Below are 13610 nucleotides of genomic sequence, written 5' to 3'. Positions count from 1 at the left end.
GATGGGCGGCGGACGGTGGCCGCGGTCAGGGTGACCCTCGACCCAGCGCCCGCTCCTGATCCGGCGTGCACCCTTGCCCAGCGCGCGACCTGACCCAGCATCCACCTGGGCGCGCCTGCCGGGCCGCGGCTGCTCGGACCGCTACCACGCATGCCGTGGCCGGGGCTCGCTGCTGCTGCCGAGGCTGCTTGGGCCGGGACTACCTCCGTGCCGATCCCGGGCCCAACGATTCCCACGCCCGAGGATTCCCACGCCCGGCGATCCAGTGCCCGGCAATCCTGGCTCCCGTACCCGACGATCCCGGCCCGGCGATCCTGGCTCCTGAGCCCGACGATCCCAGCCCGACCCGGCTGGTCCTGGCCCGGCTGATCCCGGCCCGCTGTCCGCCCCCGCCGCCGCTTCCTCTGCGGAACGCTTTTCGACCCGTTTTGGTTGCCTCCATGTTTGGATCAAGGTGAATATCTGGCGCTTTACTCACTCATTCGAGTGAGTCCGGACTGCTGATTCATGAGTGGAACGTGCGGGTCGAATGGTCTTGTTTCTGCTGGTCCAGACAGTGACCGTGGAGCGATTCGGCGGGTTCGAGCAGGTTTGGGCGGGCAAATCGAACCTACCCGAACGGAGGCGCAAGTGGTGCGACTCATCCACAGGCTCTGCGCGGACCACAACGGCCCTACCCACCCCGCCCGCCACTCCGCCCGGCTCTGCCCCGCCCAACCCCTAGGCCCGAGGCAACCGCGACTTCTTCACCGGATGCGCCACCCGGGTAGCCGCGTAATGAAACCCCTTCCCATCCACCCGCCGCCCCGTACGCCGATCCACCAGCACCGGCTCGACCTCCGCCCCGGTGACGTCATCCCGCAACCGCACCGCCGCCTTCTTCCGCGTCACATGCTTACGCCCCCACGCCCCCAACGCCTCGATCACCGGCTGCAGATCCCGCCCCCGGGCCGTCAGCACGTACTCATCCCGCGGCGGCCGCTCCTGGTACCGCCGCCGCTCCAGCAATCCCCGGTCGCACAGGTCGTTCAGTCTGCGGGTCAGGGAGTTGGGGGAGATGCCCATGCTTTGCTGGAACTCGTCGAAGCGGGTGAGGCCGTGCAGGGCGTCGCGGATGATGAGCAGGCTCCACCACTCGCCTACCTGGTCCAGGGTTTGGGCTATGGCGCAGGGCATTTCCTCGAAGCTCTTGTGGCGCATGCCGTAGTGTAACTTCCATCCTGGAACCTACGTGCACTGGAGGGGCTCATGGCGACTGTTGGGGTACTGGGGCCGGGTGGGGTTGGTGGGTTGATCGCGGCTCGGTTGGGGGCGGCGGGGCACGAGGTCACCGTGGTCGCCACTGAGCGGACGGCGGCGGAGATCACGGCGCGGGGGTTGTCGTTCCAGGCTCCTGGGGTGGCTCCGAGTGTGAGTTATCCGGATGCCCGGCCGTGGTTGACCGCGCCGGTGGAGGTGCTGGTGGTGGCGGTCAAGGCGACCGAACTGCTGGCGGCTGTGCAGCGGGTGCCCGCGGCGGTTCTGGGTAGTGCGACCGTGGTGCCGTTGCTGAACGGGGTCGATCATCTGCCGGTGTTGCGGGCGTTGTACCCGCGGGCCTCGGTGGTGGCGGCCAGTATCGCGGTGGAGGCGGCGCGGCATCGGCCTGGTGTGGTGGAGCAGTTGTCCCGGATCGCCGATCTGGTGGTGGCCGACGGCACGCCGGAGGGCTCTTCGGCGGTGGAGTTGTTCCGGGCGGCTGGGTTGACCGTGACCACCGATTCCGATGAGCAGAATGTGTTGTGGCGCAAGCTGTCCTTTTTGGACCCGTTCGCGTTGCTGACCACCGGCGCCGACGCCGCGATCGGGGAGGCGTTGCGGCTCAAGGAATCCTGGGTCCGGCCGTTGGTGGATGAGGCGGCGGCCGCGGCGGCCACCTGGAACGTGCGGATTGACGCGGACGCTGTGGAGGCGCGGATCCGTTCGCTGCCCGCGACCATGCAGTCCTCGATGTTGCGGGATCGGCGGGGCGGACGGGCGCTGGAGCTGGATGCCATCGCGGGGCCGGTGATCCGGGCGCTGGGTTCGACGAAGGCGACTACCACGGTGGAAGTAGTGCGGACGATTCTGGCCGCGGGCTAGGGTTTTGTGGCCACGCCCGCGTAGAAACCGCTGACGGACTGGGGTGGCGCGCCGGGTTCGGGGCGCCAGTCCACGGCGTCGACCAGGCCGGGTGGGATCAGCGGCAGGTCGCCGAACATCGCGGCGACCTCGGCCAGGGTACGGGGGTGGATCGGGGTGGCGCTGCGCTGGTACAGACCGGCGACCGTGCGCCACTCCGATGGCAGGTTGTCCGTGGTGACATGGGAGATCGCCACCAGACTGCCGGGCGGCAGCGCCGAGACGTACTGCCGGACCACCCCGGCCGGATCATCCTCCGCCGGCAGGAAATGCAGTACCGCCACCAGGAGCAGTGCGATGGGCTGATCGAAGTCCAACTGCGCGCGCACCCCGGCATCGGCCAGCACCTGGGTCACATCGCGCAGATCCGCTTGCGTCACACTCACCCGCGGATGCCCGGTCAGCAACCGGTGGCTGTGCGCGACCGCCACCGGTTCCACGTCCACATAGGCGATCCGGCACCGCCGATCGGCCGCGTGCGCCACCTCGTGCACGTTCGCCTCGGTCGGGATTCCCGAGCCCAGGTCCAGGAACTGGCGGATCCCGGCACCCACCGCGTGCCGCACCGCCCGGCCGAGGAAGGCCCGGTTCAGCCGGGCCGCCCTGGGTAGTTCGGGGCGCAGCGCGATGGCCTGATCGGCGAGTTCGCGGTCCACCGGGAAATTCTGCGTGCCGCCGAGGAAGTAGTCGTACATGCGCGCGGGGTTCGCGCGGGACAGGTCGATCTCCCCACTCACCCAGCCCAGCTCGTCCGGACCCACAGGATTGAGTGTGCGCGGGGCTTCCGGTTTCCGGCAAGATGACAGTGGCAGGTTGCCACCGGAAGGGGAGTCCAGTGACACCGATCCGCACCGTGACCACGGTCTGCGTCGCGCTGACGCTGCTGGCCACGTCTACAGGTATCGCCGCCGCCAACCCCGATCCGCACCGCGAGGCCGTACAGCGCCAGGTCAGCGCGGCGGTGGCCAGTGGCGCGGCGGGCATGCAGGTCCGGGTCACCAGGGACGGCCGGGAGTTCACCGCCCGCGCGGGCGTGGCACAACTCGGCACCCAGCGGCCGGTACCGCTCGATGGGCGGTTCCGGGTCGGCAGCATCACCAAGACCTTCGTCACCGTGGTCACCCTGCAACTGACCGCAGAGGGCAAGCTCGGCCTGGACGAGCCGGTTTCCCGTTACCTGCCAGGGCTGTTGCCCGACGGCGAGCGGATCACCGTACGGAACCTGTTGCAGCACACCAGCGGTCTGCACAACTACACCGACGACCTGCCACAGGATCCCAAGGAGTTCATGGCCCGCCGCTTCGAGCACCGCTCGGCGCTGGAACTCGTGCGCGCCGCGGCGGCCAAGCCGCTGCTGTTCCCGGTGGGCACCAAGCACTCCTACTCCAACACCAACTTCCTGGTGGCGCAGCTGCTGATCGAGAAGCTCACCGGGCGATCCTGGACCGCCGCGGTGAACCAGCGGATCCTGCAGCCGCTGCGCCTGCGCGACACCGAGGCGCCCGGCGACAACCCGTTCATCCACGGCCCGCACGCGCGTGGTTACCTGATGGTGGAAGGGAAACCGGCCGACGTCAGCGCGCTCAACCCGTCCGCGGCAGGCGCCGCCGGGGCGATGATCTCCACCACCGCCGACCTGGACCGCTTCCTGCGCGCACTGCTCGCCGGCCGGTTGCTCGCCCCGGCCCAGCAGGCCGAACTGACCAAACTCACCGCGGTCAGCCCCGACTACGGCCTCGGCATCCAGCCCGTGCCGACCAGTTGCGGGATCACGGTGTGGGGCCACGGCGGCGGCATTCCCGGCTACCTCAGCATCATGCTCGGCAGCGCCGACGGCAGCCGCAGGCTCGAGGGCTCGGTGACCACCGGCACCGCCCTGGACCCGCAGTTGATGCGCAAGACCGTGGACACCGCGGTGTGCGGCTGACACCCTGGACCGGGTGGAGGAAATCGACGTCGACTTCTGGTTCGACCCCAGCTGCCCGTACACCTGGGTCACCGCACGCTGGCTGACCGAGGTGGAGAAGGTCCGGCCGATCTCGTTGCGGTACCACGTGATGAGCCTGGCCGTGCTCAACGAGCACCTGGAGGTCGACCCGGAGGGCGACACCGAGGGCTTCCTGTGGTGGCCGGTGCGGATCTGCGTCGCGGTCGAGCAGCACCACGGCCAGGACGCGCTGCGCCGGTTCTTCACCGCCTACGGCGCGCGGGTGCACGAACGCGGTGAGTGGGGCTGGGCGGAGGCGCTCACCGAGGCCGGGCTGCCCGCCGCGCTCGCCGAGGCCGCCGACGGCGAGGACTACGACGCGGCCCTGCGTGCCTCGCACGAACGCGGGATCTCGTTGGTGGGCAAGCATGTCGGCACCCCGATCATCACCGCCCAGGGCACCGCGTTCTTCGGTCCGGTGCTGTCCAGGGCACCGCGCGGGGAGGCGGCCGGGCGACTCTGGGACGGCACGCTACTGGTCGCGGGCACGCCCGGTTTCCACGAGTTGAAGGGGATCGCGCACCAGCCCGCGGACTTCACCTGAGCCGGATCACTGGGCGGGGCCGAGCAATCCGGCCTCGTGCGCCACGATCGCGGCCTGCACCCGGTTCGCACAGTCCATTTTGGTCAGGATGCGGCTCAGGTGCGCCTTGGCCGTGCCCACCCCGATGTGCAGCCGCTGCGCGATCTCGGCGTTGGACAGGCCCTCGCCGACCAGCTTGAGCACCTCGCGTTCGGCGTCGGTGAGCCGGGCCACCCTGGGTGCGGCATCCGGCGCCCGATTCGGGCCCAGCAGATGCGTTTCGATCAGGTCCCTGGTGATCCGCGGCCCCAGCACCGACTCACCGGCCGCGGCCAGCCGCACCGCGCGGATCAACTCCGTGGGCCCGGTGTCCTTGAGCACGAACCCGGTCGCCCCGGCCCGCATCGCCTGTGCCACATAGCGTTGCTCGCCGAAGGTGGTGAGCATGACCACCCTGGTGTCCGGGGCCAGCCGGGCGATCTCCTCGGCGGCGGCCAGTCCGTCCCCGCCGGGCATCCGGATGTCCAGCAGCGCCACGTCGATGCGTTGCCGCACACAGACCTCCACCGCGGCCGGCCCGCTGTCCGCCTCGGCGACCACGCTGATGTCCTCGGCGCTGTCCACGATCATCCGCACCCCGGCCCGCATCAGCCGTTCGTCGTCGGCGATCAGCACCCGGATCTCCTGCTCGCTCACCGGCGCAGCTCCTCCTTGGCGACCAGCACCCCGTTCCGGAAACACAGTCTGTACTGGCGCACCGCGGGATCGTCCATCGCACGATAGTGGAAACACTCGCCGCCCTCCGGCGCGTCCACCGGGTCGAACAGGCTGAGATCGTTGCCCTCGCCGAACCGCCCGAGCACCGCCTCCCGGCTGGTGCCCAGGTCGATTCCGGGGTAGTCGGCGGCCTTGATCTGGTCACCGCCCGCGAAGAAGCCCAGCACCACGACCACCACCGCGATCAGCAGGATCGGCAACGCGCCGAACAGGGCCAGGCAGCCGGAGCCGAGCACCCTGGTGGCGGTGAGCACCTCGCCCGCCAGTGGGCCCGGCGGCTGGATCGGCGCCGGGCGTTCCGGCGCGGGACCGGCCGGCGGCAGCATCGGCAGCTCGGCCCGCACCAGGAACCCACCGTCCACAGTGGACCCGCTGCCGAACCGTCCACCGGCCAGCGCGACCCGCTCCTCCAGCCCGGCCAGCCCGCGCCGGGTGCCCAGCACCCCGCCCGCGGCGACCGGACCGTTCTCCACCAGCACCAGCACCCGCTCGTCCTCGACGCGCACCCGCACCCTGGTGATCGCGGCGGGGGCGTGCTTGTGCACGTTGGTCAGCCCCTCGCGCACCACCCGGTGCACCGCCCGGCGCACCCGCACGTCCACCTCGGCCAGGTCAGGGCCGTGCCAGTCCAGTTCGACGTCCACCCCGACCCGCCGCGATTCGGTCACCAGCCGGGCCAGATCGGCCTGGGTGCCACTGTCCTGGTCGAGTTCCTCGGCCGGGCCGACCCGCAGGATGCCCAGCACATCGCGCAGTTCGGCCATGGCGGTGCCGGCGGTGGTGCGCAGCAAGTGCGCGTGCTCACTGAGCTGCGGGGCCTGTTTGGCGGTGGCCAGCTCCAGCGCGCCGGCATGCATGGAGATCAGGCTGAGCCGGTGCCCGAGCAGGTCGTGCATCTCGGCGGCGATGTGCGCACGTTCGGCGGTGCGGGCCTCCGCCGCGGTGAGCAGCCGGACCTGTTCGAGGTACTCGTTGCGGTCGTGCAGCACCCTGGACAGCGGCCGCCGCCGTCCCACCAGCAGACCGGCGAACACGGGCAGCACCACCAGCCCTGCGGTGACCAGCGCGTACCCGGCGACCTCGTCCGCGCGGAAGGAGAAGCTGGGGCCGCCGAGCAGGAATCCGGCCAGCAGGGCCACCGCGAGCGCGCCCCACAACCGCCGCCGGGGCTGTACCCGGCGGCCGGCGTGGAAGCTGATCACCGCGATGACCGGCAGTGCGGATATCGAGCCCACCAGGTACAGCCCGACGGTGCCGATCAGCGCGGCGGCCGGCCAGCGCAGCCTGCCCACGGTCAGCAGCAGTGCCAGCACGGCCCCGATGATCGTGGTGGGCATCGGCATCGGCAGCAGGGTGACGGGCAGCAGCGCCAGGCCGAGCACGGCCAGTGCCAGCAGCACCTCGGCGGCGAGCCGGGCCGGGGAGGCCGCCCGCACGGTGTCGCGGATCAGTCTGGGCTCCGCGCGGAGCCGGTCCAGCCAGGTCACGTGTTCTCCGCCTCTTGGTCCGATTGGCGTAGTACATCGTGCCTGGTCCGGCGGCGGCGAGTGCCAACCGGCCATCCTGACCTGGCCGATCGGCGCACACGGTCAGTCGATGGGCTCCTCGCCCGCGATGCCGTGCACGATCCCCAGCTCGAGCAGGTCCTGCGGCCGCAGGCGCAGCTGGTTCGCGGTGTGCTCGACCTCGGCGGGCCCGCGTTTGAGGATCGCGGCCCCCAGCTCCGGCGCGATCACCGAGAAGTACGCGTCCGGCGTGATCCACAGCCGGTCGGCCGAGGCCAGCGCGAGCGCGCCGCCGGAGCCGCCCTCGCCGATGACCAGGGTGGTGATCGGCACGTCCACCGCGGCCACCGCGCCGAACAGCTCGGCCAGCGCACTGCCGACGCCCGCGTGTTCGGCGGCGGCGTCGTTGGCCGCGCCGGGTGTGTCGACCAGGGTGAGCACCGGCAGGCGGAGCTGGTCGGCCAGCCGGATCAGCCGGGCGGCGGTGCGGAAGCCCGCCGGGGTGTTGGCGGTGCCGGTCTGCGCGACGTAGGCCACGGTGGCGCCGTCGCGGCGGCCGAACCCGCAGCGCATGCCGGGATCGGCGCCGCCCGCCCGGTCGCCGCTGATCTCGAAGACGTGGTCGAAGTAGTCGTCCAGGTAGGCATCGGCGCGCGGACGTTCCACGGCGCGGGCGCGCTGGACCGCGGACCAGCCGTCGGCTGGCCAGTCCTGGCGGCCGAGCGCGCGCGGCACGGTGGCCGGTTGCACCGGGGCGGCGCCGGTGGGGGCGAGCAGTTCGACCACGTGCCGCAGGGTGTGCGGCAGGGTGGCCTGGTCCACCACCGCGTCGACCGCGCCTGCGGCGAACTTGCCCTCGCTGCGGAACTCCGGCCCGTCCGCGCCACCGGGTGGCTGGACCCGGTGGCCGCCGAAGGCGACGGTGGCATCCCGCACCGCGAGCACGATGTCCGCGCCGGCGCCCAGGGAGGCCCACACGCCGCCGGTGGTGGGCTCGCGCAGCACCGCGATGTGCGCCAGCCCCTCCCACCGGGTGAGCTGGAGCTGCCGGGCGATCCGCTGGAGCTGGAGCAGCGAGCGCATGCCCTCCTGCATCCGGCTGCCGCCGGTGGAGATCAGCGAGACCACCGGCCAGCGCAGTCGCCGGGCGATCTCGAAGGCCCGGCAGATCCGGGTGCCGGCACGCTGACCGAGTGAGCCGCCGATGTAGCGGAAGTCGAAGGCGACCAGCACCACCGGCTGGTTGCCGATCTGTCCCTGTCCGCAGACCACCGATTCGGACTCGCCGGACCGGGTGCGCGCGCGGGCCCGCTGCTCGGTGTAGCCGCTCCAGGTGAGCGGCCCGTCGCCGTAGTCGGCCTCCGGTCCGGTGTCGGCGAAGGAGAACTCGGCGAACTCACTGGTGACCGCGGCGATGGCGGTCCGCGCGCCCCCATCAGTCACCGGCAAGCGACCTCTTCATGATCTTTCCCATCTCATTGCGCGGCAACCGGTCGAGGAACTGTACGCGGCGCGGGCGCTTGTGCGGAGCGAGCTGGGTCGCCACGAGGTTCACCAATTCTTCCGGCTGGGGGTCGCGGCCGGGCACCGGCACGATCCAGGCGACGATGCGTTCGCCGAGATCGGGGTCGGGTTCGCCGGTGATCGCCACCTCGGCCACGTCCGGGTGCTCCAGCAGCACGTTCTCGATCTCCCCGGCGCCGATCTTGTAGCCACCGCTCTTGATCAGGTCGGTGGCCTTGCGCCCGACCAGCCGGATGTAGCCGTCGGCGGCGCGAGTGGCCACGTCACCGGTGCGGAACCAGCCGTCCCGGAAGGCCGCGGCGGTGGCGTCGGGCCGGTTGAGGTACTCCAGGAACAGGTTCGGACCGCGCACCTCGACCTCGCCGACGGTGTCGTCGTCGCTGGTCGTCACGACCGTGCCCTGCTCGTCCACCAAGCGCACCTCGACCCCGTTCACCGGCGCCCCGACGGTACCGGGCCTGCGTTCGCCGTCCGCCCGGACAGCGCAGTTCATCAGTGTTTCTGTCATGCCGTAACGCTCGGCCACCTGGATCCCGGTGGCCGCGGTGATCCGCTGGTGGTCGCTGACCGGCAGCGCGGCCGAGCCGGAGACCAGCAGCCGGGCCTTGGCGATGGCCGCGGCCAGCTCCGGGTCGGCCTCCACGTCGGCGGCCAGCCGGTGGTACATGGTGGGCACGCCGAACATCATGGTGGCCTCACCCGCCAGTTCGCGGGCGGCGGCCTCGGTGCTGAACCGGCCGAGGTGGCGCACGGACCCGCCCAGCCGCAGCGGGCCGAGGATGCCCAGGATCAGCCCGTGCACGTGGAACAGCGGCAGGCCGTGCACCAGGGTGTCCGCGCTGGTCCAGGCCCAGGCATCGGCGATCGCGTCCAGGTTGCCGGCCAGTGCGCGCCGCGGCAGCACCACGCCCTTGGGCGGTCCGGTGGTGCCGGAGGTGTAGACGATCAGCGCGGGGGCTTCCGGCCCTGGTTCGGCCGGGAGGTCGCCGAGGGGTTCGGCGGCCAGCGCGACCGGGTCGACCTCGATCCTGGGCAGGGCGGCCATGGCGGGCGGCAGGACGTCGTCAGCGGCGGCGAAGACCAGGTCAGGGCGGCTGTCGCCGAGGATGTGGCCGAGTTCCCGCTCCCCCGACTTGGGGTTGATCGGGATCACCGGGACCCCGGCGAGCAGGGCCCCGGTGACCGCCAGGCAGGTGTGCATGGAGTTGGTGGCCCACACCGCGACCCTGCTGGCCGGGGCCGCGGTCCTGGCCAGCGCGCCCGCGGCGGCGGCCAGCTGCCGGTAGCTCAGCGCGAGGTCGCCGAACCGCACCGCCTCCCGGTCGGTGGGCTCGACCAGGGCGGGGAACAGCGGTGTGGACACGGGCACCTCTTTCGTCGGTGGTTCAGTGCAGGGTGGGCACGACCAGGGTGAGCCACAGCAGCGGCGGGGCCGCCACCACGATGATGCCGCCATAGGCCATCAGCCGGCGGAACAGGCGCTCGCGCTCTTCCTCGGCCGAGTTGGCCAGCACGATCGCGCCGTTGGTCGAGAACGGGCTGACGTCGACCACGGTGGCCGAGACGGCGAGCGCGGCGATCATGCCGACCGGGCCGACCGTGCCCTCGGCCAGGAACGGGACGGCCAGCGGGATGGTGGCGCCGAGCAGGCCGACCGAGGAGGCGAAGGCGGAGACCACGGCGCCGATGTAGCAGAGCAGCAGCGCGGCCAGCAGCGGCGCGCCGACGTCCTTGACCGCGCCGGCGATGTAGGTGATGGTGCCGATCTTCTGCAGCACGCCGACGTAGGTGAGCACACCGCAGATGAGCAGCACGGTCGGCCAGGTGATCTGCCCGATCGCGCTCTTGTGGATCTGCGGGGAGAGCAGGCCGAGCACCACCGCGATGGTGATGGCGACCAGGCCGACGTCGAGGTTGAAGGCGAGGGTGAGCCCGACCAGCACGACCAGGCCGGCCAGGGTGAGCACCCGGTCCCGGTTGAGCCGGATCGGCTCCTGCTCGCTGTCCAGGCCGGTGCCGGCGCTGCGGGCGAGTTTGAGGCCGCCGAGCACGATGAAGGCGATCACCGCGATGATCAGGTTGGCGATCAGGCTGGCCAGGAACACCGCGATCGGGCTGCCGGGCAGGCCGTTCTTGTCGACCAGGCCGTTGACGATGGCGCCGTAGACGCTGATCGGGGAGAACCCGCCCGCCTGCGCGCCGTGCACGACCATGATGCCGATCAGCAGCGGGTTGATCTTGTACTTGGTGGCGAAGCCGAGTGCGATGGGCGCGACGATGGCCACCGCGGCCGGGCTGACCGCGCCGATCGCGGTGAGCAGCGCGGAGACCACGAACATCACCCACGGGATGACCGCGAGCCTGCCCCTCGCCAGCCGGACCGCGGCCGCGACCAGCCAGTCCGTGGTGCCGTTGGCGCGGGCGATGGCGAACAGATAGGTGACGCCGACCAGCACCACGAAGATCCCGCCGGGGAACCCGGCCATGATCTCCTCGGTGGACAGGCCCCCGGCGAAGGTGCCGACCAGGAACGCGGCCGCGAAGGCCAGCACCCCCATGTTGACCGACCACACCGAGGCCACCACGAAGATGGCGGCCAGCGCGAGGATCGAGATGATCTCTGCGGACATAGTGGCTCCCCCGACACTAGATTGGCTGAGCCACTGAACCATCAGGCCACTGAGGCGGTCAACTGCTACCGTTGCGGGCACCGTCCGCCGAGGGGGAAGTGCCGGTGTCCGACACCCTGCGTCCGATCAACCGCCCACGCCTGTATGAGCAGGTGGTGGCCAGTCTGCGCGATTACGTGAGCAGCGCGGGCCTGCGCGCGGGCGACCGGATTCCGCCCGAAAGGGAACTGGCCGAGCGGCTCGGCGTCAGCCGCGCCTCGGTGAAACAGGCGATCGTGGTGCTCGAGGTGCAGGGCCTGGTCGACGTCCGGCACGGCGGCGGCACCTATCTGTTGCACGACACCCTGGACGCCGAACCGGTGGCCGCGCTGGTCGACCGCCGCCGCCGGTTGCCGGATGTCCTGGAGGCCCGCGAGGCGCTGGAGACCAAGCTCGCCGAGCTGGCCGCCGAACGCCGTACCGAGGACGATCTGGCCGAGATCGAGTCGGCCCTCGCGCTGATGCAGCGGGAGATCGACGCCGGTGAGAACGGCATGGAGGGTGATCGGCGGTTCCACGCGGCGGTCACCGCGGCGGCCCGGAGTTCGCTGCTGGCCGAGTTCATGCGCATGATCGCCGACCAGATCGCGGAGAGCCGGACCGAATCACTGCGCCAGCAGGGCAGGCCGCAGAAGTCCCTGGAGCAGCACTGGCGGATCGCGGAGGCCATCCGGGCCCAGGACGGGGCCAGGGCGATCGCGGCGATGCGGCGGCACGTGCGCACGGTCAGCCGGGTCCGGCTGCTGCGCTGGGAACCGGACGGCGAGGACTGAGATGACCGACTCGGCGCAGCTGGTCGAGGTGTTCAAGGCGCTGGCCAACCCGGTGCGGCTGCAGTTGCTGCAGTGGCTGCGCGAGCCGGAACGGCACTTCCCGGAGATCAACGAGGTCGGGGTGTGCGTGAGCCACATCCAGGCCAAGATCGGCCTGGCCCAGTCGACGGTGTCGGCCTACCTGGCCTCGCTGGAACGCGCGGGGCTGGTGCGCTCGACCCGGGTCGGCAAGTGGACCCACTACCAGCGCGATGAGCAGCGTATTTCCCAGCTCATCGACGTGCTCGGCCACACCCTCTAGCCCCGATCCCCTCCTGATTCGCCGAACCCGCTGACTTTCATATCGAAAATCTGCGATACTTCGATTCGTCGATCAGAGAGGGCGACCCCGGTCGCCGGGCAGGAGACGAACAGTGAGCGATATCGAGGGCATGGACCTGGGCCGCTTCGGCGTCTGGACGTTCGACTTCGAGGACCAGCCGGCCGGCCGGATGCGGGACTCGATCCAGGAACTGGAGGCCCTGGGCTGGCCCGCGTTCTGGATCCCGGAGCGGGACGGCCGGGAGGCGCTCACGCACGCCGGTTTCCTGCTCTCGGTCACCGAGCGGATCACCGTGGTCAACGGCATCGCGCGGATCTTCTCCCGCGAACCCCGCTGGACCCGCGGCGCGGCCCTGCTGCTGGCCGACGCCTACCCGGACCGGCACCTGCTCGGTCTCGGCTTCGGCGGCGAACGACCGGGTCAGCAGCCGCTGGCGGCCATGCGTGATTACCTCGCCGAGATGGACGCGGTGACCAGCGCGAACCCACTCCCCCAGGCCCCGACGCGCCGGATCCTGGCCGCCTACGGGCCGAAGATGCTGGCGCTGGCCCGCGAGCACTCCGCCGGTGCGCACACCTATCACGTGTCGGTGCGGCACACCGCGCAGGCGCGGGAGGTGCTGGGCGCGGAGCCGTTCCTCGGCGTCGAGCAGGCGGTGCTGTTCGAGCGGGATCCGGCCCGCGCCCGCGAGATCGCCCGCGAGCACCTGCACGTGTACCTGACCAGCAAGTACAACGTGGCCAAGTTCCTCCGCCTGGGTTACACCGAGGCCGACCTGGACGGCGGCCGGGGCAGCGACCGCCTGGTCGACGATCTGGTGGTCTGGGGCGATCTGGACACCATCGCCGGCAAGCTGCACCAGCACCTCGACGCCGGGGCCGATCATGTGGGTGTGCAGGTCATCGGCGTGCGACCGGGCGAATCGGCGCTGCCGCAGTGGCGTGAACTGGCCTCGGCGCTGCTGCCTCAGCCGGTGGCGCGGTAGCCGGGGATGTCCTCGACCCGGTGGTAGACGGGCAGGCCGCGCTGCTGCGCGATGGCCACGTCCTGGTCGGCGCCCTTGGACTCGCCGGGCAGCCGCAGCACGGCGTCGCAGTGGTGCAGCAGGCGGTCGGCGGTGGGGTACATGATCCCCTCGGCCACCGGATCGGCCGGGCCGGTGCCGCCCGCGCCACGCAGCACCGGCAGCGCGACCCACTCGCCGATCATCGGCAGGTGCCCGCTGCGGAAGATCGGCCAGGCCGCCTCCTCCAGGTTCCGCAGGTTGGCGGCCAGCTTGGCCGGGTCGTCGCCGGTGCCGGAGCGGTAGGGACCGGCGATCAGGATCAGCAGTGGTGTACTCATGACAACCACGGTAACGTGCACAAGTC

14 protein-coding genes are annotated in these 13610 nt (G+C 71.2%); 6 read left to right on the top strand and 8 right to left on the bottom strand.

Features of this window, described 5'->3' with window-relative positions; translation table 11 throughout:
• Window positions 1-720 precede the first annotated feature (720 nt).
• Window positions 721-1200, bottom strand: coding sequence for a winged helix-turn-helix transcriptional regulator (locus HNR67_RS20025; protein WP_185003771.1), 480 nt, complete (start codon window positions 1198-1200; stop codon window positions 721-723).
• A 48-nt stretch (window positions 1201-1248) separates the two neighbouring features.
• On the opposite strand from HNR67_RS20025, the gene HNR67_RS20020 reads away from it, so the two are divergent.
• Window positions 1249-2121, top strand: coding sequence for a ketopantoate reductase family protein (locus HNR67_RS20020; RefSeq protein ID WP_185003770.1), 873 nt, complete (start codon window positions 1249-1251; stop codon window positions 2119-2121).
• On the opposite strand, the gene HNR67_RS20015 is transcribed toward HNR67_RS20020, so the two are convergent.
• Window positions 2118-2921, bottom strand: coding sequence for an SAM-dependent methyltransferase (locus HNR67_RS20015; protein WP_312987659.1), 804 nt, complete (start codon window positions 2919-2921; stop codon window positions 2118-2120). The two genes, HNR67_RS20020 and HNR67_RS20015, sit on opposite strands and share 4 nt — an antisense overlap.
• Window positions 2922-2995: 74 nt before the next feature.
• On the opposite strand from HNR67_RS20015, the gene HNR67_RS20010 reads away from it, so the two are divergent.
• Window positions 2996-4087 carry a serine hydrolase domain-containing protein gene (locus HNR67_RS20010; protein ID WP_185003769.1) on the top strand — a complete coding sequence of 364 codons (1092 nt, stop codon included), beginning with the start codon at window positions 2996-2998 and terminating at the stop codon, window positions 4085-4087.
• Between the two features lie 13 nt (window positions 4088-4100).
• Window positions 4101-4691: a mycothiol-dependent nitroreductase Rv2466c family protein gene (locus HNR67_RS20005; protein WP_312987657.1), complete on the top strand. Its 591-nt coding sequence runs from the start codon at window positions 4101-4103 to the stop codon at window positions 4689-4691.
• A gap of 6 nt (window positions 4692-4697) precedes the next feature.
• On the opposite strand, the gene HNR67_RS20000 is transcribed toward HNR67_RS20005, so the two are convergent.
• The 5 genes from HNR67_RS20000 to HNR67_RS19980 form a co-directional block, all read right to left on the bottom strand.
• The gene (locus tag HNR67_RS20000) at window positions 4698-5366 is read right to left on the bottom strand and encodes a response regulator transcription factor (RefSeq protein ID WP_312987655.1); all 669 of its coding nucleotides are present in this window, start codon (window positions 5364-5366) and stop codon (window positions 4698-4700) included.
• Entirely contained in the window at window positions 5363-6934 is a 1572-nt protein-coding gene (locus tag HNR67_RS19995; protein WP_185003768.1) for a sensor histidine kinase, read from the bottom strand. The genes HNR67_RS20000 and HNR67_RS19995 overlap by 4 nt, the downstream gene beginning before the upstream one ends.
• Window positions 6935-7036: 102 nt before the next feature.
• The gene (locus HNR67_RS19990; protein WP_185003767.1) at window positions 7037-8395 is read right to left on the bottom strand and encodes a carboxyl transferase domain-containing protein; all 1359 of its coding nucleotides are present in this window, start codon (window positions 8393-8395) and stop codon (window positions 7037-7039) included.
• A complete protein-coding gene (locus HNR67_RS19985; protein ID WP_185003766.1) occupies window positions 8388-9839 on the bottom strand; it encodes an acyl-CoA synthetase in 1452 nt (483 codons plus the stop codon). Before HNR67_RS19985 ends, HNR67_RS19990 begins: the two co-directional genes overlap by 8 nt.
• Window positions 9840-9861: 22 nt before the next feature.
• Entirely contained in the window at window positions 9862-11106 is a 1245-nt protein-coding gene (locus tag HNR67_RS19980; protein ID WP_185003765.1) for an SLC13 family permease, read from the bottom strand.
• Between the two features lie 104 nt (window positions 11107-11210).
• Here HNR67_RS19980 and HNR67_RS19975 point away from each other — a divergent pair, with 104 nt between their 5' ends.
• The 3 genes from HNR67_RS19975 to HNR67_RS19965 all read left to right on the top strand — a co-directional run bounded on the left by HNR67_RS19975 (window position 11211) and on the right by HNR67_RS19965 (window position 13225).
• Window positions 11211-11918 carry a FadR/GntR family transcriptional regulator gene (locus tag HNR67_RS19975; protein WP_185003764.1) on the top strand — a complete coding sequence of 236 codons (708 nt, stop codon included), beginning with the start codon at window positions 11211-11213 and terminating at the stop codon, window positions 11916-11918.
• A gap of 1 nt (window position 11919) precedes the next feature.
• Window positions 11920-12219, top strand: coding sequence for an ArsR/SmtB family transcription factor (locus tag HNR67_RS19970; RefSeq protein ID WP_185003763.1), 300 nt, complete (start codon window positions 11920-11922; stop codon window positions 12217-12219).
• 130 nt (window positions 12220-12349) lie between these two features.
• Window positions 12350-13225: a TIGR03620 family F420-dependent LLM class oxidoreductase gene (locus tag HNR67_RS19965; protein WP_185010876.1), complete on the top strand. Its 876-nt coding sequence runs from the start codon at window positions 12350-12352 to the stop codon at window positions 13223-13225.
• On the opposite strand, the gene HNR67_RS19960 is transcribed toward HNR67_RS19965, so the two are convergent.
• Window positions 13207-13584, bottom strand: a complete 378-nt coding sequence (locus HNR67_RS19960; RefSeq protein ID WP_185003762.1) for a DUF4406 domain-containing protein — start codon at window positions 13582-13584, stop codon at window positions 13207-13209. The genes HNR67_RS19965 and HNR67_RS19960 overlap by 19 nt on opposite strands.
• Window positions 13585-13610: the final 26 nt, after the last annotated feature.

The sequence above is a fragment of the Crossiella cryophila genome, assembly GCF_014204915.1.
Lineage (GTDB): Bacteria > Actinomycetota > Actinomycetes > Mycobacteriales > Pseudonocardiaceae > Crossiella > Crossiella cryophila.
The sequence above is the reverse complement of the archived record's forward strand: the minus strand, read 5'-3'. Positions and strand labels throughout refer to the sequence as shown.

Excerpts from the sequence above, each read along its gene's own strand:
- HNR67_RS20025 (WP_185003771.1), bottom strand. The coding sequence starts at position 1,200 with ATGCGCCACAAGAGCTTCGAGGAAATGCCCTGCGCCATAGCCCAAACC.
- HNR67_RS20020 (WP_185003770.1), top strand. The coding sequence starts at position 1,249 with ATGGCGACTGTTGGGGTACTGGGGCCGGGTGGGGTTGGTGGGTTGATC.
- HNR67_RS19980 (WP_185003765.1), bottom strand. The coding sequence starts at position 11,106 with ATGTCCGCAGAGATCATCTCGATCCTCGCGCTGGCCGCCATCTTCGTG.
- HNR67_RS19970 (WP_185003763.1), top strand. The coding sequence starts at position 11,920 with ATGACCGACTCGGCGCAGCTGGTCGAGGTGTTCAAGGCGCTGGCCAAC.
- HNR67_RS19965 (WP_185010876.1), top strand. The coding sequence starts at position 12,350 with ATGGACCTGGGCCGCTTCGGCGTCTGGACGTTCGACTTCGAGGACCAG.
- HNR67_RS19960 (WP_185003762.1), bottom strand. The coding sequence starts at position 13,584 with ATGAGTACACCACTGCTGATCCTGATCGCCGGTCCCTACCGCTCCGGC.